21 protein-coding genes are annotated in these 19224 nt (G+C 37.8%); 13 read left to right on the forward strand and 8 right to left on the reverse strand.

Annotated elements, in window-relative coordinates; all coding sequences use genetic code 11:
* The 11 genes from VIH09_RS00180 to VIH09_RS00230 form a co-directional block, all read left to right on the forward strand.
* Nucleotides 1-243 (forward strand): acyl-CoA dehydrogenase family protein (locus tag VIH09_RS00180; protein ID WP_331576667.1); only part of this gene is annotated, 243 nt, incomplete at its 5' end.
* A 97-nt stretch (nt 244-340) separates the two neighbouring features.
* Complete coding sequence (locus VIH09_RS00185; protein ID WP_331576668.1) at nt 341-1018, forward strand: Crp/Fnr family transcriptional regulator; 678 nt, start codon at nt 341-343, stop codon at nt 1016-1018.
* An 80-nt stretch (nt 1019-1098) separates the two neighbouring features.
* Nucleotides 1099-1557, forward strand: a complete 459-nt coding sequence (locus VIH09_RS00190) for a YHS domain-containing (seleno)protein (protein ID WP_331576669.1) — start codon at nt 1099-1101, stop codon at nt 1555-1557.
* A gap of 11 nt (nt 1558-1568) precedes the next feature.
* On the forward strand, nt 1569-1958 hold the full coding sequence (locus VIH09_RS00195; RefSeq protein ID WP_331576670.1) for a DoxX family protein: 390 nt from the start codon (nt 1569-1571) through the stop codon (nt 1956-1958).
* Between the two features lies 1 nt (nt 1959).
* Complete coding sequence (locus VIH09_RS00200) at nt 1960-2448, forward strand: DinB family protein (protein ID WP_331576671.1); 489 nt, start codon at nt 1960-1962, stop codon at nt 2446-2448.
* Complete coding sequence (locus VIH09_RS00205; RefSeq protein ID WP_331576672.1) at nt 2436-3146, forward strand: NRDE family protein; 711 nt, start codon at nt 2436-2438, stop codon at nt 3144-3146. The genes VIH09_RS00200 and VIH09_RS00205 overlap by 13 nt, the downstream gene beginning before the upstream one ends.
* A 17-nt stretch (nt 3147-3163) precedes the next feature.
* A complete protein-coding gene (locus VIH09_RS00210; RefSeq protein ID WP_331576674.1) occupies nt 3164-4216 on the forward strand; it encodes a D-alanine--D-alanine ligase in 1053 nt (350 codons plus the stop codon).
* Between the two features lie 4 nt (nt 4217-4220).
* A complete protein-coding gene (locus tag VIH09_RS00215) occupies nt 4221-4859 on the forward strand; it encodes a hypothetical protein (RefSeq protein WP_331576676.1) in 639 nt (212 codons plus the stop codon).
* 20 nt (nt 4860-4879) lie between these two features.
* Complete coding sequence (locus VIH09_RS00220; RefSeq protein ID WP_331576678.1) at nt 4880-5857, forward strand: M28 family peptidase; 978 nt, start codon at nt 4880-4882, stop codon at nt 5855-5857.
* A 56-nt stretch (nt 5858-5913) separates the two neighbouring features.
* Nucleotides 5914-6591 carry an SDR family oxidoreductase gene (locus VIH09_RS00225; RefSeq protein ID WP_331576680.1) on the forward strand — a complete coding sequence of 226 codons (678 nt, stop codon included), beginning with the start codon at nt 5914-5916 and terminating at the stop codon, nt 6589-6591.
* A gap of 12 nt (nt 6592-6603) precedes the next feature.
* Entirely contained in the window at nt 6604-7203 is a 600-nt protein-coding gene (locus tag VIH09_RS00230; protein ID WP_331576682.1) for a SprT-like domain-containing protein, read from the forward strand.
* A 23-nt stretch (nt 7204-7226) separates the two neighbouring features.
* On the opposite strand, the gene VIH09_RS00235 is transcribed toward VIH09_RS00230, so the two are convergent.
* The 6 genes from VIH09_RS00235 to gcvP all read right to left on the reverse strand — a co-directional run bounded on the left by VIH09_RS00235 (nt 7227) and on the right by gcvP (nt 14605).
* Nucleotides 7227-7988, reverse strand: a complete 762-nt coding sequence (locus VIH09_RS00235; RefSeq protein ID WP_331576684.1) for an ABC transporter ATP-binding protein — start codon at nt 7986-7988, stop codon at nt 7227-7229.
* The gene (locus tag VIH09_RS00240) at nt 7985-8734 is read right to left on the reverse strand and encodes an ABC transporter permease (RefSeq protein ID WP_331576686.1); all 750 of its coding nucleotides are present in this window, start codon (nt 8732-8734) and stop codon (nt 7985-7987) included. The genes VIH09_RS00235 and VIH09_RS00240 overlap by 4 nt, the downstream gene beginning before the upstream one ends.
* Before the next feature lie 93 nt (nt 8735-8827).
* Nucleotides 8828-9676, reverse strand: a complete 849-nt coding sequence (locus tag VIH09_RS00245) for a glycosyltransferase family 2 protein (RefSeq protein WP_331576688.1) — start codon at nt 9674-9676, stop codon at nt 8828-8830.
* Nucleotides 9676-10200, reverse strand: a complete 525-nt coding sequence (locus tag VIH09_RS00250; RefSeq protein WP_331576690.1) for a methyltransferase — start codon at nt 10198-10200, stop codon at nt 9676-9678. Before VIH09_RS00250 ends, VIH09_RS00245 begins: the two co-directional genes overlap by 1 nt.
* A 216-nt stretch (nt 10201-10416) precedes the next feature.
* A complete protein-coding gene (locus VIH09_RS00255; RefSeq protein WP_331576692.1) occupies nt 10417-11475 on the reverse strand; it encodes a 3-oxoacyl-ACP synthase III family protein in 1059 nt (352 codons plus the stop codon).
* A 280-nt stretch (nt 11476-11755) separates the two neighbouring features.
* The gene (gcvP, locus tag VIH09_RS00260) at nt 11756-14605 is read right to left on the reverse strand and encodes an aminomethyl-transferring glycine dehydrogenase (protein WP_331576694.1); all 2850 of its coding nucleotides are present in this window, start codon (nt 14603-14605) and stop codon (nt 11756-11758) included.
* Nucleotides 14606-14742: 137 nt separating this feature from the next.
* Between gcvP and VIH09_RS00265 the strand changes: the two genes are divergently transcribed.
* Nucleotides 14743-15555 (forward strand): hypothetical protein, encoded by an 813-nt coding sequence (locus tag VIH09_RS00265; protein WP_331576696.1) that lies wholly within the window; start codon nt 14743-14745, stop codon nt 15553-15555.
* A 101-nt stretch (nt 15556-15656) separates the two neighbouring features.
* Here the strand turns inward: VIH09_RS00265 and VIH09_RS00270 are convergent, their stop codons facing one another.
* Complete coding sequence (locus tag VIH09_RS00270; protein ID WP_331576698.1) at nt 15657-17684, reverse strand: M3 family metallopeptidase; 2028 nt, start codon at nt 17682-17684, stop codon at nt 15657-15659.
* Nucleotides 17685-17912: 228 nt separating this feature from the next.
* Here VIH09_RS00270 and VIH09_RS00275 point away from each other — a divergent pair, with 228 nt between their 5' ends.
* Nucleotides 17913-18581: a hypothetical protein gene (locus VIH09_RS00275; protein ID WP_331576700.1), complete on the forward strand. Its 669-nt coding sequence runs from the start codon at nt 17913-17915 to the stop codon at nt 18579-18581.
* Between the two features lie 137 nt (nt 18582-18718).
* On the opposite strand, the gene purE is transcribed toward VIH09_RS00275, so the two are convergent.
* Nucleotides 18719-19207 (reverse strand): 5-(carboxyamino)imidazole ribonucleotide mutase, encoded by a 489-nt coding sequence (purE, locus tag VIH09_RS00280; RefSeq protein WP_331576702.1) that lies wholly within the window; start codon nt 19205-19207, stop codon nt 18719-18721.
* Nucleotides 19208-19224 lie beyond the last annotated feature (17 nt).

Here is a 19224-nt window from a genome sequence, read left to right on the forward strand (position 1 = left end):
CTTAAAGCGGCGAGCGAAAAAGACGAAGGGAAAGACATTTCCCAATCAGGTGCAATGGCGAAATTATTCGCTTCCCAAACCGCTATGGACACCACAATTGAAGCCGTGCAAATTCACGGTGGAAATGGATATGTGGCAGAATATCATGTGGAGCGTATGATGCGTGATGCAAAAATAACTCAGATATATGAAGGGACTTCAGAAATACAGCGCATAGTTATTTCTAGAACTTTAGTTTCTTAAATAAAATTTATATGTTTTTAAAGCCCTTTCAAGTTTCGATTTGAAAGGGCTTTTATTTTTCAAATCGAATTTTTAATACATTTACGAAAATATTTTTATGTACGAAGATTTAAAATACTGGTATTTGCGCGATCATAAATTGTTTCGAACTTTAAGTTTTGGGGAAATAAAACAACTGTGCATTATCATGGGATTTAAAAAAGCACAAAAGGGCGAAATCATCTATTTTTCCTCGTCAGACGTACCAAGAATTTTTTTGTTGAAAAAAGGAAATATTAAAATCGTTGCTGTCGATGAAAACGGAAATGAAACTATCAAAGATATTATACAAAAAGGGGATCTGTTTGGTGAACTGACATTAGAAGTGGATAGTCAAGCGAATGAATATGCAAAAGTACTTTCGGACGATGTTGCCATTTGTAGTTTCCTTCTTTCGGATTTTGAAGACGTCTTATTGAAGAATCCGAGTTTAGCGTTGTCTTACACTAAATTTGTTGGCCTAAAAATGAAACGCATCAAGAACAGCTATTCTAATTTGATCTCTAAAGACGCTAAAAGCAGATTGTCTCTGTTCTTAAAAGATTGGGGGGAAACTGAAGGAAAAAGAATAGAGAACAGAATTGTAATTGAAAATTATTTGACTCAAAATGATATTGCCCAAATCATCTGTACTTCCAGGCAGACCACCACTCAATTGTTAAATGAAATGGTAGTAAACGGAAAGATTGTCTATAATAGAAAGGAAATAATTATAAATGATGTTTGCAGTTTATAATTATTTTATGGGAACTGTAATGTATGCGACATTTCGCTTCAAGATACTAATGTAGTTTTGTACTAATTAAATGTAAGACTATGAAAAAAATGGCAGTCATCATTTTCGTGCTATTTGCCCTAAAAGGCTTCGCGCAAAATGACACTAAAAGAATTTCTGAATTTAATTTAGAAAAAAAAGTAGCCATTCAAGGCTATGATCCTGTGGCATATTTTAAGCAAGCCAAAGCTATAAAGGGAAACAAAGAACTTGCGGCTGCGTTTGAAGGAGTGAATTATTATTTTTCATCTGTAGGGAATAAAGAGGCATTTTTAAAAGCCCCATCTGCTTATGAGCCCCAATATGGCGGCTGGTGTGCTTTTGCAATGGGTGATTCTGGCGAAAAAGTGGAGGTTAATCCCGAGACATTCAAAATTATCGAAGGCAAACTATACCTTTTCTATAATGCTTACTTTACCAATACATTGAAAAGCTGGAATAAAGACCAAACCAATCTAAAAACGAAGGCTGATAGGAATTGGAATAAAATTATTCAATGAAACTAAAATTCATGAAATCATCAAAAGTATCTTGGATATTTCGCGTCATTGCCGCCGTAATATTACTCCAAACATTGTATTTTAAATTCACGGGTGCTCAAGAAAGTATTTACATTTTTACCACTTTAGGCATCGAACCTTATGGCAGATTTGCTGCTGGAATAGTGGAGTTGATAGCTTCCATTTTAATCCTAATACCAAGAACAACTTTACTGGGGTCTTTGATTGGATTAGGAGTCATGGCTGGTGCTATTGTTTCACATCTGTTTGTATTAGGAATAGTAGTTCAGAACGATGGGGGTGCCCTTTTTATATTGGCAGTAATTACCTTTCTTTGCTGTGCCATTTTAGTGTGGCAAAATAAGAATGCGATACCGAATTTGTTAAAATTAAAGTTCTAATATGCTCATAATATCTATAAATAACAGTTTGAACGAGTTGATTAATTTGCTCGATCAAATTCCAAGTTCAGAATATTCCAATCAATGTGCCGCATTGAGTAATTCTACTATTGGAGAGCATACGAGACATATCATTGAGATGTTCCAATGCCTTGAAAACAGTTACGATTCTGGTTTTGTAAATTATGACAGACGCGAAAGAAATGTATTGGTTCAAACTGATACTGATTATGCAGTTAGTCAGATTGAAATTATTCAGAAGTCTTTGAATAAAGAAAACAAGAAAATCGAATTGCAACAGACTATCGATGGCCAAGAAATTTACGTTGAAAGTAATTACATTAGGGAGTTGCTTTATAATTTGGAACATTGTATCCATCACCAAGCCTTAATAAAGGTGGCTGTTTTGCAAAACCCAAGCATTTCAGTAGGTGAAAATTTTGGAGTGGCCCGTTCAACAATCGAATATAGGAAGCAATGTGTACAGTAAGTTTTGTAAAATCACTCGATAAAATCATCATTACGTCAAACCGTGATGAGAAGGTAATAAGACCCTGCGCCATACCTCCCCAGAATTATATTATAAAAGGTAAAAATGTTATTTTTCCAAAGGACCCAAAAGCGGGTGGAACTTGGTATGTTGTAGATGAAAAGGGTACCGTTTTAGTATTGCTGAACGGGGCCACTGAAAAACATCTTATGAAACCTCCATATAGAAAAAGTAGGGGGTTGATTGTTTTGGACCTTATCGGTAGCGATTCTCCAAAGGATCTTTGGGGAGACGTGGATTTGTTTGAGATCGAGCCTTTTACCTTGGTGTTGTTTCAGGACCAACAGCTCTTTCAGCTGCGCTGGAATGGAGAAGTCAAAGAGACAACTGAACTGGATTGCAACGCAAGACATATCTGGTCTTCGTCGACTTTGTATTCCGAAGGGGTTAGAAAGCAGCGTTCCGATGCGTTTTATTCTTTTTTGGATAATAACGCCGGAATTTCAGAAAACGAAATGTATGGATTTCACAGATACACAGAGGCCGAAAACCTAGAAAACGGTCTGGTGATAAACAGGAATAATGAGTTGAAAACCTTGAGTATTACACAGTCAGTTATCGAGAAAAATAAAGTGGCTATTTTGCATTATGATTTGGTTTCTCAAAAAGATGATTCCATCTCATTTATTATTATTTAAAAATAAAATTAATCCTAGTGATAAAAAACAGCCGAAACAAACTACTGTTTCATAAGATTACCCACTGGGAGTATTGGCCTTTTCAGGTAGTTTATATTCCGATTTATTTTCTTTGGACTTTTTATTCGCTTAAAGCAAGGTCTATCTTTTTCTTCAACGCTTCCAATCCGTCGATAAAAAATGGCGGGTTCATCATGGAATCCAAGAAAGCGATTTACGATTTGATTCCGTCGCAGTATTACCCAAAAACCGTGCTTATAAAGGAGGGAACTCTACTTGATGAGATTGAAAAAACAATCGTTGATTCTGGTATAAAATATCCATTGATTGCGAAACCGGATATCGGTTTGCGAGGATCTGGAGTGCAGAAAATTAATACGGTCGCTGATTTAAGACATTATGCCCAAAAGGCAAATTTTGATTATGTGGTTCAGGATTTGATTCCATTCAAAAATGAAGTCGGAATTTTTTATGTGCGTTATCCTGATCAAAAGTTTGGAAAGATTACCGGGATTGTGTCGAAAGAATTTATGATTCTAACGGGAACAGGTATTGCAACTATTGAAGAATTGATAAAAGAGAATCCAAGATACGAATTGCAGTTAAAGGTCCTAAGGCAAGAATTTGGAGAAAAACTGCAAGAAGTTTTACCGAAAGGGGAAAAGTTGAATCTGGTTCCCTATGGGAATCATGCCCGTGGCGCAAAATTTATTGACGGAAGTCATTGGATTACTCCAAAGCTGGAAGAAACCATTAATGAAATGTGTCTGCAAATACCGGGATTTTATTTTGGAAGACTGGATGTTATGTACAATACAATTGAAGAGTTGGAACGCGGAGAAAACTTTTCTGTCGTGGAGCTGAATGGCGCTGCAAGTGAGCCGACTCATATTTATGACCCTAAGCATTCTTTGTTTTTTGCATGGAAGGAACTGTCTCGACACATTACATATATGTATGAAATAAGTGTAGCCAACAATAAAAAAGGGACTCCTTATCTACCGCATAAAGAGGGTATGCACGAGTATCGATTGCATCTTAAACAGAGTAGTAAGATTGTTAATTTCTAATAGGATGAAAGGGTTTAAGAATATTCTTGTTGGTTTTTCGGTGAGCTTTATAGGTTCTATTCCGCTGGGATATTTGAATGTTTTTGGCTTCGAAATCTATACTGCTTTTGGGATAGAAGAGTTGGTTTTGTATTTGCTTGGAGTCATTTTTGTTGAGGCTTTTGTCATCTATTTTACTTTGATTTTTGCCAATCGATTGGTGAATAACAAAAAGCTAATGAAAATCATTGATATCTTAGGTATTCTCTTTTTGTTGGTTTTGGCCTATTCCTTTTATTCCCTTTCAAGCGGAACAACGGTGAACCATCACTATTTAGAAAAGTACGTTAGCTATTCCCCTTTTTTAATTGGTTTAATACTGAGTAGTTTGAACTTCCTTCAAGTTCCGTTCTGGACGGGCTGGAATCTTTATCTGATCAATGGGGATTATATAAAAACGGAAAAATCCCTTAAGTTTTATTATGTGGTGGGGACTTTAATTGGAACTTTTTCAGGCATGATTGCACTGGTGTATTTTTTACATTCCCTTTCTCAAAACACGGAAAATTTTTCAAAGTACCTGATGCCGGTAATTATCCCCGTATTTTTCATAGTTTTGGCTAGTATCCAAGGATGTAAAGTTTTCAAAAAATATTTCAGATAGAGGGAAAACAAATTAAAACCATGAAAAGAATTATAATACTGCTGCCAATCCTCTTTTTATGCTGTAAACCAAATTCTAGTTTGGTTTCAAATACTGTACAAGATATTTCGTACAAGTCAATTGACATCCAATATCTAGTCAAAGAGAATGAGGTGGCTGCAATGTTGAAATATCTTTCTTCGGATGAGTTAGAAGGAAGGGAAACGGGAACGAAAGGGATGGAGAAAGCGGCAGTTTACTTGGAAGAGTTTTTAAAAAGCAATAATGTAAAGCCCTATTTTTATTCTTATCGGGACAGCTTGGCTAATTTTAAAGGGACGGCTTATAATATTGTGGGCTATATAGAAGGAAGTGACCCAATACTAAAAAAAGAATTCCTATTGATTAGTGCGCATTACGATCATATCGGATTGGCTAAGGTGGGCGTTAACGGCGATATCATTAATAATGGGGCAAATGATGATGCTTCTGGCACAACAGCGGTGGCTGAAATGGCAAAGTACTTCAGTGCCATTAAATCAAACAAAAGAAGCGTGCTTTTCGTTTTTTTTGCCGGGGAAGAAAAAGGCTTATTAGGGTCTAAACATTTGGCCAAAAAACTGCATTCGCAAAACTTCAATCTGTACGCGCAGTTCAATATTGAGATGATTGGGGTCCCTATGAAAAGGGACTATCTAGCCTATATTACCGGTTTTGACAAAACCAATATGGCAAGCAAGATTAATGAATATACAGGAAAAAAGACGATAGGGTTTCTTCCCAAGGAAGCGGAATTAAGATTGTTTAACCGATCGGATAATTATTCTTTTTACGATGTGTTCCATGTTCCATGTCAATCCGTGAGCACCTTCGATTTCGAAAATTTTGATTACTATCACCATGTGTCGGATGAATTTAGAGCGATGGATATGTCGCATATGACGTCTTTCATTCAGGAAATGCTTCCCGCAGTGACAGAAATGGCCAATACAGCAAGCCGCGAAATTCACATGAATTAGTTTTTTTGGATAGCTGCCATAAGTGATGTTTTGTTAGTTTTGTTTATTTTTGTCCTATGAAAAACATTATAGTAACAGGTACAAGTAGGGGAATAGGATATGAGTTGGCTTTAAAATTTGCCAACGCAGGACAGCAGGTTCTGGCCATTTCCAGAAAAACACCCCGAATTCTTATTGAAAACAAAAATATTACTTGTCTTTCTGTAGATCTGTCAAATGAAGCAGATTTAGAAAAAGTGCAGGATTTCTTATCAAGTTCATGGAAAAAAGTGGATGCCATAGTTCATAATGCGGGCAGTTTATTGCTGAAACCGTTCTCCGAAACGACACAAAAAGATTTTGAAGATATTTATAAAGTCAATGTTTTTGCTGTCGCAAATTTGACTCGGGTTTGTTTGCCTTATCTTCAAAAGGGGAGCCATGTTGTTACCATAAGTTCTATGGGAGGAATTCAAGGCAGCCTTAAATTTGCGGGATTGTCCGCTTACAGTTCTAGCAAGGGAGCTGTGATCACTTTGTCGGAATTATTGGCGGAAGAGTATAAGGAAAGAGGAATTGCTTTTAATGTTTTGGCTCTCGGTGCAGTACAAACCGAAATGTTGGAAGAAGCTTTTCCGGGTTATCAAGCGCCTATAAAAGCCAGTGAAATGGCGGATTACATTTTTGATTTTACATTGACAGGGAATAAATATTTCAACGGGAAAGTACTCCAAGTATCCTCAACAAACCCATAAGCCTAATAAATTTTGAGCGAAACACTTGCAAGATATATTCCCGAACATGCCGTAAAGCCAGTTTTTGAGCTGATTGTGGTTAATCGCGTACATCTCAAAATCGTGAATGAAAGGCTAACTCGCCACGGAGATTACAGGAAAGGGTTGAACGGAAAGCACGAAATCACGGTTAATTCAAGTCTTAATAAATATAAGTTCCTGATCACCCTAATTCATGAAATTTCGCATTTGGTTGCTTTCGAAAAATTCGGAAGGAACATAAAACCGCACGGACAAGAATGGAAGTATTCCTTTCAGCAAATGATGGTTCCTTTTATCAGACCTGAAATTTTCCCCAATAATTTATTGCCTTTACTGGCGAGGCATTTCAAAAACCCTACGGCGAGCAGCGATACCGACGCTACATTATCTTTGGCATTGAAGCAGTTTGACCAACAAAATGATAAAAATTATATATTCGAAATTCCCTACGGTAGTGTTTTCAGGATTCAAAACGGTAAGATTTTTAAGAAAATAGCGATACGAACCAAGCGTTTCGAATGCCTGGAAGTGAGTTCGGGAAAAATGTATCTTTTTAATCCAAATGCTGAGGTGGAGTTATTACCGAATTGAATGCTTGTCCATAATAATAAAATCTATTCCTTTAAGTAGGCTTCCCTGACTTTCCTGAACAAATTTGACGAATAAACAAAGTCCACAACGTCTTGGTTGTCAGTTTTGAAAATTTCTTCCTTTGTTCCTTGCCAGGCTTTTAATCCATCTTTAAGGAATAAAATATTCTCTCCAATTTCCATTACAGAGTTCATATCATGTGTGTTGATAACAGTAGTTATATCGTACTCTTCTGTAATTTCTTTAATAAGATTGTCAATTAATATAGCGGTGTTTGGGTCCAAACCCGAGTTAGGTTCGTCGCAAAAAAGGTATTTTGGTCTGTTCACAATAGCGCGGGCAATAGCTACACGTTTCTGCATTCCCCCTGAAATTTGTGAAGGCAGTTTATTGTGTGCGTCAACTAAATCAACTCTTTTAAGAACCTGATCAACCCTTTCCTGGATTTTCGCACTATTATCATTGGTAAACATTCGCAGCGGAAAGCCTACATTTTCGGCTACAGTCATTGAATCAAATAAAGCGCTGCCTTGAAAGACCATTCCGATTTCAGTTCTCAGTTCCCTTTTTTCATCTTGTTCCAATTCAGAATATACCCTGCCGTCAAAACAGATTTTTCCCGATTCAGGAGTGTGAATCCCCAATAGACTTTTTAATAAAACGGTTTTACCCGAACCACTTTGTCCAATAATTAGATTCGTTTTTCCAGTTTCAAAAACAGTCGAAATACCTTTGAGAATTTTAACTCCGCCAAATGATTTCTCTATATTTTTTATTTCTATCATGATCCTAGTAACAACTGCGTTAGTATATAATTGAAAAGTATTATTGAGACTGATGTCCAAACAAAAGCGACGGTGCTGGCTTTACCCACTTCCAACGCTCCACCTTTCATATAGTAACCATGGAATGAAGGAATTGTAGCCAACAACATGGCAAATATCAGTGTCTTTATGAAAGCATAGGCGATATGAAACGGGATGAAATCTGCCTGGGCACCGTTAATAAATTCTGCACTTGAGGTAAAACCACCGTATACACCAGCCATCCATCCTCCCAAAACGCCCAGAAACATAGCGATTCCAATAAGGAATGGATATAGTAGCAAAGCGATTATTTTAGGAAAAACAAGGTAATTTAATGAATTGACACCCATAACTTCCAAGGCGTCGATTTGTTCAGTTACCCTCATTGTACCAATACTCGATGTGATAAAAGACCCCATTTTTCCAGCCATAATAACGGAGATGAATGTGGGGGCAAATTCCAATATAACTGATTGTCGTGTAGCGAAACCGATGAGGTATTTCGGGATTAAGGGATTAGTAAGATTAAGTGCCGTTTGTATGGCAACAACTCCGCCAACGAAGAAGGAGATGAAGGCAACTATACCGAGCGAACTGATAATCAAATCATCAATTTCCTTGAAGATAAGTTTTTTCATAACAGACCATTTGGTTTGTTTATTAAAAACTGCTTGCAGCATTAAAAAATATCTTCCTATTTGCGTTATATATCGAATGAGCATCATATGTTTTACGATTATGGGCTAAATTACAAAAATAGTTATGAGTTATAAGTTAACGGTAATGTGTTTTTTTGGAATATCCGAATCATCGTATATTTAAAAAAGTTTTTCTTTCATCTTTTTCAAGCGATAGTTCCTGATGAACTTCGCTTGTTCTAAAGTAACCAATAAAGGAGTTTTTGCGGCTTTTGCTTTCCAGAATCCTTTTACGTAATCTACAAAGAGTAATGGTTTCTTTTTCATCATTGCCAGTTTTGCGGAAGCGATCGCCGTTATCGCAAAACCATATCCCAGAGTATAAAACGCTTCGCCTTGCTTGTAGCGTGCCGTTTTGTTGTAATTGGCGCCCGTCGGCTTTAGGTGTTTTACAATTAGCGAGTCGTCCGTGATAACTTTCCAGCTGTAAAATTTGGACAGCAATTCGTCAACAGTGTCCCAGCCCATCGCCGGTTTCAGGTTGCCTATTTGCTTAAAGCATTCTTTTCTATATGCTTTGAAGGCGCCTCTGATGTGGTCTTTATCTGTTAAGTTCTCCAGTACCCATTCCCCGTTTTTTTCGATGTAGGCAAATCCTCCAGCCATTCCTATAGAAGGGTCTTTTTCGAAATGCCGGATGATGGTTTCGAAATAGTTAGTGGGTAAAATGAGATCGGCATCTAGCTTTACGATGACGTCATAATTGTCGTCCAAGGTTTCAAAACCTTTGTGAAAGGCTTGGATGACTTTGCTTCCGGGTAAATGTATGGCGCTAGAAGTTTTGTTCACTAACGTTATAAACGGATTCTCCTTGGCGAAAGCCAAAACGATTTCTGCTGTTGTATCAGTGGAATTGTCATTGACCACAACCACTTTTTTTGGTAAGTGGGTCTGCGAGATCAAGGATTGCAGTGTCAGGGAAATGAATGCCTCTTCGTTGTGTGCCGGTATAACAATATAGTAGTCCATTATTTTATTCTTTCGGCATAAACGATATAATACCTATTGGTGAAACGACGCAATAGGGGACGGATTCCAATTTTATTTACCGGATTGGTCCATTTTTGACGATCAATGATTTTCCAGCCAGTTTTTTCTAAAAGCCAATCCAGTTGCCAATCTTCGAATTCATGGTAATGTCTGTCCCACATGTCTGTTTTGCTTCTGTAGGCTGGTGAAAACCAAAGACGCATTGGGATAGATATGAAAAGTTTGTCAGATTTTATGTCGCTTAAAATGGTGTATGGATTCAGCAGATGCTCAAAAATTTCGAAAGCGGTTACCACATCTTGTTTTTCTTTTGAAAAGACCGATTGGTCAATGTCTAAATCTTCGCCCGCGGTATTCTTAACTGAATAGCCCTCCGCTTTCATGATTTTTGAAAAGGGATTTTCTACCCCTAAATCCAGAACCGTTTCAGCAGTCGAGATGTGTTTGTTTAAAAATTCTAAAGTGAGTTTGAATCTTTTATTTGGAAACGTTTTTTCGTACATTTTTTTAATTGGTATAAACAAAGGCGCAAAGGTACAAAGATATATTTCTTCTTTGACGGATTTTTAGCCCAGATAGAAATGAAAAGCCCACAACTTAAAAAATGTAGTTTTTATTAGCTTAAAAAAGCGACTGTAAGAAGCTCTTTTTGAGTTTTGTAAAAACACGTTTTTTAGGCGTGGGCTTGTAATGTATAGCTGGATTAGCTACTGATGAAATTAATACCTGTAAACGAAGGCATTGACATTCATACCTGCTCCAACCGAAGCAAACAGAAGCACATCGCCTTTTTGAATAGATTGATTTTTAATTTCACCTCGTATCAAAAGGTCAAAAAGTGTAGGCACAGTGGCAACACTGCTGTTCCCTAGTTCACTTATGCTCATGGGCATAATGTCTTGCGGGACCGGTCTGTCGTGCAATTTGTAAAAACGCTGGATGATGGCTTCATCCATTTTCTCATTCGCCTGATGAATCAATATTTTCTTGACGTCATCAATAGCGATGCCGCTTTTGTCCAGGCAACTTTTCATTGCAACGGGAACGGTATTCAAAGCAAATTCGTAAATTTTGCGTCCATGCATTTTTATATAACGGGTGTCAGGATCTAAATCTGTATTGTACGATTTTCCAAAAAACAAATAATTGGCTTCATCTATGGCATAAGTCCCACTTTCATACGAAAGCATACCTGTTTCATCATCGGAGGCTTCAACTATTGCGGCTCCTGCGCCGTCCGAATAGATCATCGAATCTCTGTCGTGATCGTCAACCACCCTGGAAAGAGTTTCGGAACCTATTACCAAACATCGTTTGGCCATACCGGATTTGATGAAAGCATTGGCCTGCAAGATCCCTTCTATCCAACCCGGGCATCCAAAAAGGATATCGTAGGCAACGCATTTGGGGTTCTTTATTTGAAGTTTATTTTTAACTCGGGTAGCTAAACTCGGAAGCATATCAGATTGACTGGTTCCTGATTTTACGTCGCCAAAGTTGTGCGCGAAAATAATGTAGTCTATTGTTTCTGGGTCAATGGCGGCATTCTGTATTGCCTTTTTTGATGCGAAAAAGGCTAAATCGGAGGAGTTTAAATGATCTTCCGCGTAACGCCTATGTTCAATTCCGGTTATACTTTTGAATTTTTTGATGACCACATCATTTGGTGCTCCAAAAGAGGTGCCGTCTTCATTTAAAAAAACATGATCGCCAAAGTCAGTGTTGCTTACTTTTTTCTCAGGAATATAACTTCCTATTCCAGTTATTTTTATTTTCATCGGTTTAGTTTGAAAAAAATTTTAGGCTAATTTAAAGATAAAAAAATGATTATAGCCATGTTATTTACTATGCGTGCATATAATTATGAAATCCTACGTTTTTGGCTAAAATACTGATAAAATTTTAAAGAAATTTCGAAATAATCTTTAGTTTTTAATTAATAGCCGCAAAATAACACAAATCTTTTTTATTTGAAAAATAGCTTTATCCAAGGATTCAATTGTAATCAAAAAAAATGCCGCAAAATCAATCGCGGCATTTTTTAAATATGTTTTTGGACTAATTCTCCATGTATGCCTCAATAGGAGCACAACTGCAAATTAAATTTCTGTCACCGTAGGTTTCGTCTACGCGACGAACACTTGGCCAAAATTTATTGTCGGCTACATACTCTAACGGATATGCCGCCGTCTCTCTTGAATAAGGTAGTGTCCAAGTATCAGAGGTTAGCATAGCCAAAGTGTGCGGTGCATTTTTTAATGCGTTATTTGGTTCATCTGCCGAGGCTTCTTTGATTTCCTTACGAATGGCAATCATTGCATCACAAAAACGATCCAATTCTGCTACATCTTCAGATTCTGTAGGCTCAACCATTAATGTGCCAGCCACAGGGAAAGAAACGGTTGGAGCATGAAAACCATAGTCCATAAGGCGTTTTGCAATATCAGAAACTTCTATTCCGTTTGCTTTGAAACCTCTACAATCTAAAATCATTTCGTGAGCCGCTCTTCCTTTTTCTCCAGAATACAAGATAGGATAATGCTCTTCCAGACGAGCTTTCATGTAGTTTGCGTTCAGAATGGCATATTTAGTTGCATTGGTTATCCCTTCAGCACCTAGCATACAGATATATCCGTATGAGATCAAACAAACTAAAGCGGAACCATAGGGAGCTCCCGAAATAGCGGTTATCGCTTTTTCGCCACCTACCTTAACTAAAGGGTTGCTTGGTAAAAAAGGAACCAGTTTTTCGTTAACACAAATTGGTCCAACACCTGGTCCACCGCCACCGTGAGGAATTGCGAATGTTTTGTGTAAATTTAAGTGGCAAACATCGGCCCCAATTGTGGCGGGATTTGTTAATCCTACCTGGGCATTCATATTGGCACCGTCCATATAAACTAAACCGCCATTGTCGTGAATGACTTGAGTAATTTCTCTAATGGCACTTTCAAAAACACCATGTGTTGATGGGTAAGTGACCATTAAACAAGACAATTGGTCTTTATATTGAATTGCTTTTTCTCTAACGTCCTCCACATCAATATTACCGTTTTCCATTGTTTTGGTGACGATGATTTTCATTCCAGCCATTGCAGCGGAAGCGGGATTTGTTCCGTGAGCCGAAGCGGGAATCAAACAGATGTTTCTTTGGTCATCACCTCTCGATTGGTGGTACGCCCTAATGGTCATTAAACCGGCATATTCACCTTGGGCACCCGAATTTGGTTGAAGTGTTGTTCCGGCAAAACCGGTAATCACATTCAATTGTTGCTCCAGTTTCTTAAGCATTTTTGTATATCCTTCCACTTGGTCTAATGGCGCAAATGGATGGATTGTGTTCCAATAAGGCATACTCAACGGCAACATTTCCGCAGCAGCATTCAGTTTCATGGTACAAGAACCCAATGCAATCATCGAATGATTTAATGATAAATCTTTACGTTCCAGCTTTTTGATGTAACGCATCATGCTGGTTTCAGAGTGGTATTTGTTAAATACTTCATGCGTTAAGAATTCCGATTTTCTGTCTAAAAACGTCGGGTAACTGTTTTCTGAGATATAATCAGAAACTTCAAAAGCGTCTTTTCCTAATGCTTCCGCAAAAATGGCAATGACCTGATTGATGTCTGAAGGCAAAATCGTTTCGTTTACGGAAATGGAGATTGTTTCATTATCGATGTAATAGAAATTCACCTCGTTTTTTTCGGCAATTTCTTTTACTTTTTGAGCATCTGCTTTTACTACGATAGTATCAAAAAATGCACTATTAGTTTGGTTGATGCCTAATTTATTTAAAGCTTCCGCCAAAGTTGCAGCAGAAGAATGTACTTTGTTAGCGATATATTTTAATCCTTTTGGACCATGATAAACGGCAAACATACCTGCCATAACTGACAATAATACTTGAGCGGTACAAATGTTTGAAGTCGCTTTTTCGCGCTTGATGTGTTGTTCGCGTGTTTGTAAAGCCATGCGTAAAGCGCGGTTTCCATCAGCATCTTGCGAAACCCCGATGATCCTTCCCGGCATAGAACGTTTGTACTCGTCTTTTGTTGCAAAATAAGCGGCGTGTGGCCCACCATAACCCATTGGAATTCCAAAACGTTGTGTTGTTCCCACGACCACTGCGGCACCCATTTCTCCTGGTGGCGTTAATTTAACTAACGATAAAATATCGGCGGCAACTGCTACTTTTATTTCATTGTCATTCGCTTCTCTAATGAAATCAGCATAATCATAAACTTGACCATATTTTCCCGGATATTGTAATATCGCACCAAAAAAATCATTTGAAAAATCAAATTCTTGGTGATTTCCAATCACTAATTCGACTCCAATGGGAGTGGAACGCGTTTGTAAAACGGATATGGTTTGCGGCAGGATTTCTTCGGAAACGAAAAATTTGCACACATTATTTTTCTTTTGGTCTCTTGAACGAACGTCAAATAACAAAGCCATTGCTTCAGCAGCAGCTGTACTCTCGTCAAGTAAAGAGGCGTTTGCAATTTCCATTCCGGTCAGTTCAATGACCATCGTTTGGAAATTTAGGATTGCTTCTAAACGTCCTTGAGCAATTTCTGCTTGGTATGGAGTGTAAGCCGTATACCATCCCGGGTTTTCAAATACATTCCTTTGAATGGCAGGAGGGACGATTGTTGGGTGGTAGCCTAAGCCGATATATGATTTGTATACTTTATTGGTACGACCTAATAATCGAATGTGATTTGCATATTCGTATTCAGTCATAATATGCTCCAATTCCAAAGGTTTTTTTAAACGAATGTCACTGGGAATAGTTTCGGATATTAGCTGATCTAAAGTCTCAACACCTATGGTTTCTAACATTTTTGGTAAATCGTTTTCCCTTGGGCCTAAGTGTCTTAAAGCAAATGAGTCTGTTTTCATGTAAGTATGGTAATGTTGTGTTTTTTTAGTGGTGCAAAAATAAGTATTATAAACAATCTAAATCGTTTTTTGAATTGATTTTTTGTCAATATTTCAACTAAATGATGTATTTGCTCACAATTGACTAATTTTGTTTAATGATTAGTTTTAAACAAATATTTGATTTCTATATCAGGAGCAGCATTCACGTGGCTTTGTCCGTTTATGCACTAGTGCGAATGACCCATTATATGTTCCACATTTCTGCTGACCAACCGATGGCTAATTTCGCTTTTTTCGGCACGATAGTGGGATATAATTTTGTGAAGTATGATGTTTTGGCCAGGGCCCAGAAACAACAGATGCGAAATGAGTTGAAAATAATAGCTGCGCTAAGTTTTTGTTCATTGGTTGCCGTAGGCTATTATTTTTTCAAATTACAGTTGGTCACGCAAATAGTATCCGTTGGAGTGTTGGGATTAACGCTGCTGTACACGCTTCCTTTTTTTCCAAATAGGAAGAATGCCAGAAATTGGGCAGGGGTGAAAATTTATATTGTGGCGTTGTGTTGGGTTGGAGTGACATTAGTCTTGCCTTTGTTGAATGCGCATGTTCCGCTTGGGTTTGATTTTTATCTGAAATGCATCCAGCGTTTTATCCTCGTTTTTGTTTTGATCTTAATTTTTGAGATACTTGATTTGGCTAATGATGATCCGCATTTAAAAACCGTGCCGCAACAAATAGGAGTAAAGCGAACAAAAATCGTTGGATTACTGATGTTGATTCCCTTCTATTTTTTAGAGCTTTTAAAAAATAATTTTATCCAAGAACAAATGATTGTCAATGGAATTCTGGTAGTGGCGCTTTCCTTGTTTTTGGCTTTCGCCAATGAAAAACGATCCAAATATTACACTTCTTTTTGGGTAGAGAGTATCCCCATTTTCTGGTGGTTGATGGTAGTTTTTTTCTAAAAACAGTGATTTTGATGCATTAGGTGTACTTGTATTCCCGAAGCCGAAAATAAAAAAAAACCGAAGTATCTCTACTTCGGTTTAAATTTGAATTCATAAAATTATATCAAGCCAGCTCTTTTCAACAAAGCATCAGGACTTGGCTCGTGTCCTCTGAAACGTTTGTATAAAATCATTGGGTGTTCTGTTCCTCCCTTGGAAAGGATATTGTCTTTGAATTTATCGGCGACTTCTTTGTTGAAGATGCCTTTTTCCTGAAAAAATTCAAAGGCGTCAGCATCGAGTACTTCGGCCCATTTGTAACTATAGTAGCCTGAAGAGTAACCTCCTTGAAAGATATGTGAAAAAGCTGTACTCATGGCATTCTCTTTTACGTCAGGATACAATTGGGTGTCGGCAAATTGCTGCAATTCAAAAATTTTTATGTCCTTGATGTTTGAAGGGTCATGTGCATGCCATCCCATGTCCAACAGTCCAAAACTCAACTGACGCATGGTTGTCATTCCTTCTTGGAAATTAGAGCTTTCCTTGATTTTTTGAACCAGTTCGATCGGTATCATTTCATCCGTTTTATAATGGTAGGCGAATAAAGCCAGAGCTTCGGGTTCGTAACACCAGTTTTCCATGATTTGACTCGGCAATTCCACAAAATCCCAATAAACGGAAGTCCCTGATAAACTAGGATAAGTGGTGTTTGCTAAAATTCCGTGTAAAGCATGGCCAAATTCGTGAAACAAGGTGGTTACTTCATTAAAGGTTAACAAAGACGGTTTTGTTTCTGTTGGTTTTGTGAAATTGCAAACGATCGATATGTGCGGCCTTTCGTTTTTTCCTTCTTTAATAAACTGTGATTTGTATGAAGTCATCCAGGCGCCATTGCGTTTTCCTTTTCTTGGAAAAAAATCAGCATAGAAAATGGCAACCAGATTGTCGTCTATATCTTTCACCTCATATGTGGTAACATCGTCGTGGTATTTGTCAATTTCAAAACTCTCTTCAAAACTCAGACCATATAGTTTTTGGGCCGTTGTAAAAGCGCCGTCCAAAACTTTTTCCAGCTGGAAATAGGGTTTTAATTTCTCGTCGTCCAGATTGAACAGTTCTTGTTTCAATTTTTCCGAATAGTAGGCGCCGTCCCATTTTTCCAGCTGTTCAATTCCGTCCAGTTTTTTGGCGAAAGTGGTCAAATCGGCAAATTCTTTAAGGGCAGCGGGTTTAGCTTTGGCCAATAGATCGTTTTCGAAAGTCAAAACTTTTTCAGGGTTTTCGGCCATGCGCTCCTCAAGGACAAAGTGAGCGTGAGTGGCATATCCTAAAAGTTGCGCTCGGTCAAAACGCAATTTGGCAATTTTAAGAACATTTTCCCGGTTGTCAAATTCGTTGTTTTGAAAACCTTTGGCGCCAAAAGCGATCGCCATTTTTTTTCTAAGCTCGCGGTTGTCGGCATAAGTGAGAAATGGAACGTAGCTTGGATAGTCCAACGTAAAAATCCAACCCTCGCTTTCCTGGCTTTTGGCCAAGGAACGAGCTGCTTCGATTGTTCCTTCGGGTAAACCCGACAGGTCCTTGTCATCGATAATGTGCAATTGAAACCCTTGAGTTTCCGCCAAAACATTTTCGCCAAACTTAAGGCTTGTTTTGGACAGTTCCTTGTCTATTTCCCGAAGCAGGATTTTTTTGTCTTCAGCCAAGTTGGCGCCATTTCTGGAAAAACCTTTGTATTTTTTGTCTAAAAGTGTAGCTTGTTCTGGGTTGAGGTTCAAGCTGTCTTTTTGTTCGTAGACTGCTTTTACTTTAGCAAACAAGTCGACGTTGAGCGTTATGTCATTCCCGAATTCGGACAATAACGGGGAAACTTCCTGCGCGATTTTCTGGATTTCGTCATTGGTTTCTGCCGAATTCAAATTGAAGAAAATGCTGGAAAGACGATCTAATGTGTATCCGCTAAAATCTAAGGCCTCAATGGTATTTTGAAAAGTAGGCTTATCCTTGTTTGCGACAATGGCATCGATTTCTGCTTTTGCCAGTGCTATTCCTTCTTGGAAAGCGGGAAGGAAATCTTCATTTTTGATTTTCGAAAAAGGGGCCGTATCGTATTTAGTGTCGAATTTTGAAGTTAAGATTTTCATTGTATTGTAATTGGTTTTCATTAATTGAAAAAAAACATTCTTGAAATACAAATGTAGCGATTTATAAAAAAATGAGATCGCAAAACAGTGGCGATTTCGCTCTCTAACCCCGAAACAATTGTGTTATAGTTATGTTATTTATTTCGCTTCGAATCTTAAAAAGCCTAAATTGGGAAAAATGACTCAGTTTAAAAGAAACTGATCAGAAACAATTGTAAATAAAAACAAATGAACTATCAAGTTATAATAAAGCGTATCGACACAGTAAACGAAGTAGAAGGATATTGGTCAGACGAAGATTATATTCAGTTACTGGAAAAATTCAATTTTCCGGACGCAGATACAGCCGAGAAAAAGAATTTACCAGAATTGCTAGAAATGGCCATATCCGATTATGAGCCAAATGAAGCTGCTGAAATTGTACTGGCTTACAAACTGGGTGAAGAATTAAATGAAGGGCAAATTGAGCAAATTTCGCACAATATGTTAATTGATAAAGTATGTGAGGAATATCCTGAAATTCATATGCAAGCAAGATTATTTCATATCAATCAATTGCTTTATAAAGCCTATAACGGAAAGTTTCCCAATACCAAAGCGTCTGTTGTTCATTTCTCAATGACTCCAACTGATGGAGAAGTGAAAGAACTAACGGCTGAAAACGTATTGAAATTATTGAATAATGGATTGTCTGACAGAAATTTGATCAAAAGATTATTTGAAGACCAAATGTCTCAAAACATTCCTTTTCCCACAGCCGAAGGGATTGTTTGGGAATTAAATACCGATGATAATGTTAATTTTAGCTTGGTTACCTCGGAGAATTGGATTAATAATGAAGATGTAATTGCATCTGAATTTGAAGGTACTCTTGAGGAGATAGAAGAGGAAGCGTAAATTTTAACCGCAAAGAACTGGATTTAGTGCGGCATATATGCAAATAACAAAGGCTTCCATTACGGAAGCCTTTGTTATTTGTTTTCTATTTAAGACGGGCAAATCAAAAAGTTTGTTGTTTTATGGTCAAGACAAGTTTACAATTTAAGTAAGCTTTCGGAGGCAATAATTACCGATTCCTCTAATCCTTTTTTGTATTTTATTACTTGGTCTAAAACTCCTTTATCATGGCTTCCAATGATTTGGGCTGCCAAAATTCCTGCATTTTTTGCGCCATTTAAGGCTACTGTCGCAACGGGTACCCCGCCTGGCATTTGAAGAATTGACAGAATGCTGTCCCAACCATCGATAGAATTGCTCGATTTCACGGGAACACCTATCACCGGAAGTGGCGACATGGAAGCCACCATTCCCGGTAAATGCGCGGCGCCACCTGCGCCCGCAATAATTACCGAAATACCGCGACTATGGGCGTTTTTGCTAAAATCATATAGTTTATCGGGCGTTCTGTGTGCCGAAACAATATCGACTTCTATTTCAATTCCAAATCCTTTTAGGACTTCGATGGCTTCTTGCATGACGGGCATATCAGATATGCTTCCCATTATTATGGCTACTTTGCTCATTTTGTTATCATTTAATG

Origin of the sequence: Flavobacterium sp., from assembly GCF_036515215.1 — a bacterium.
Classification (GTDB): Bacteria; Bacteroidota; Bacteroidia; order Flavobacteriales; family Flavobacteriaceae; genus Flavobacterium.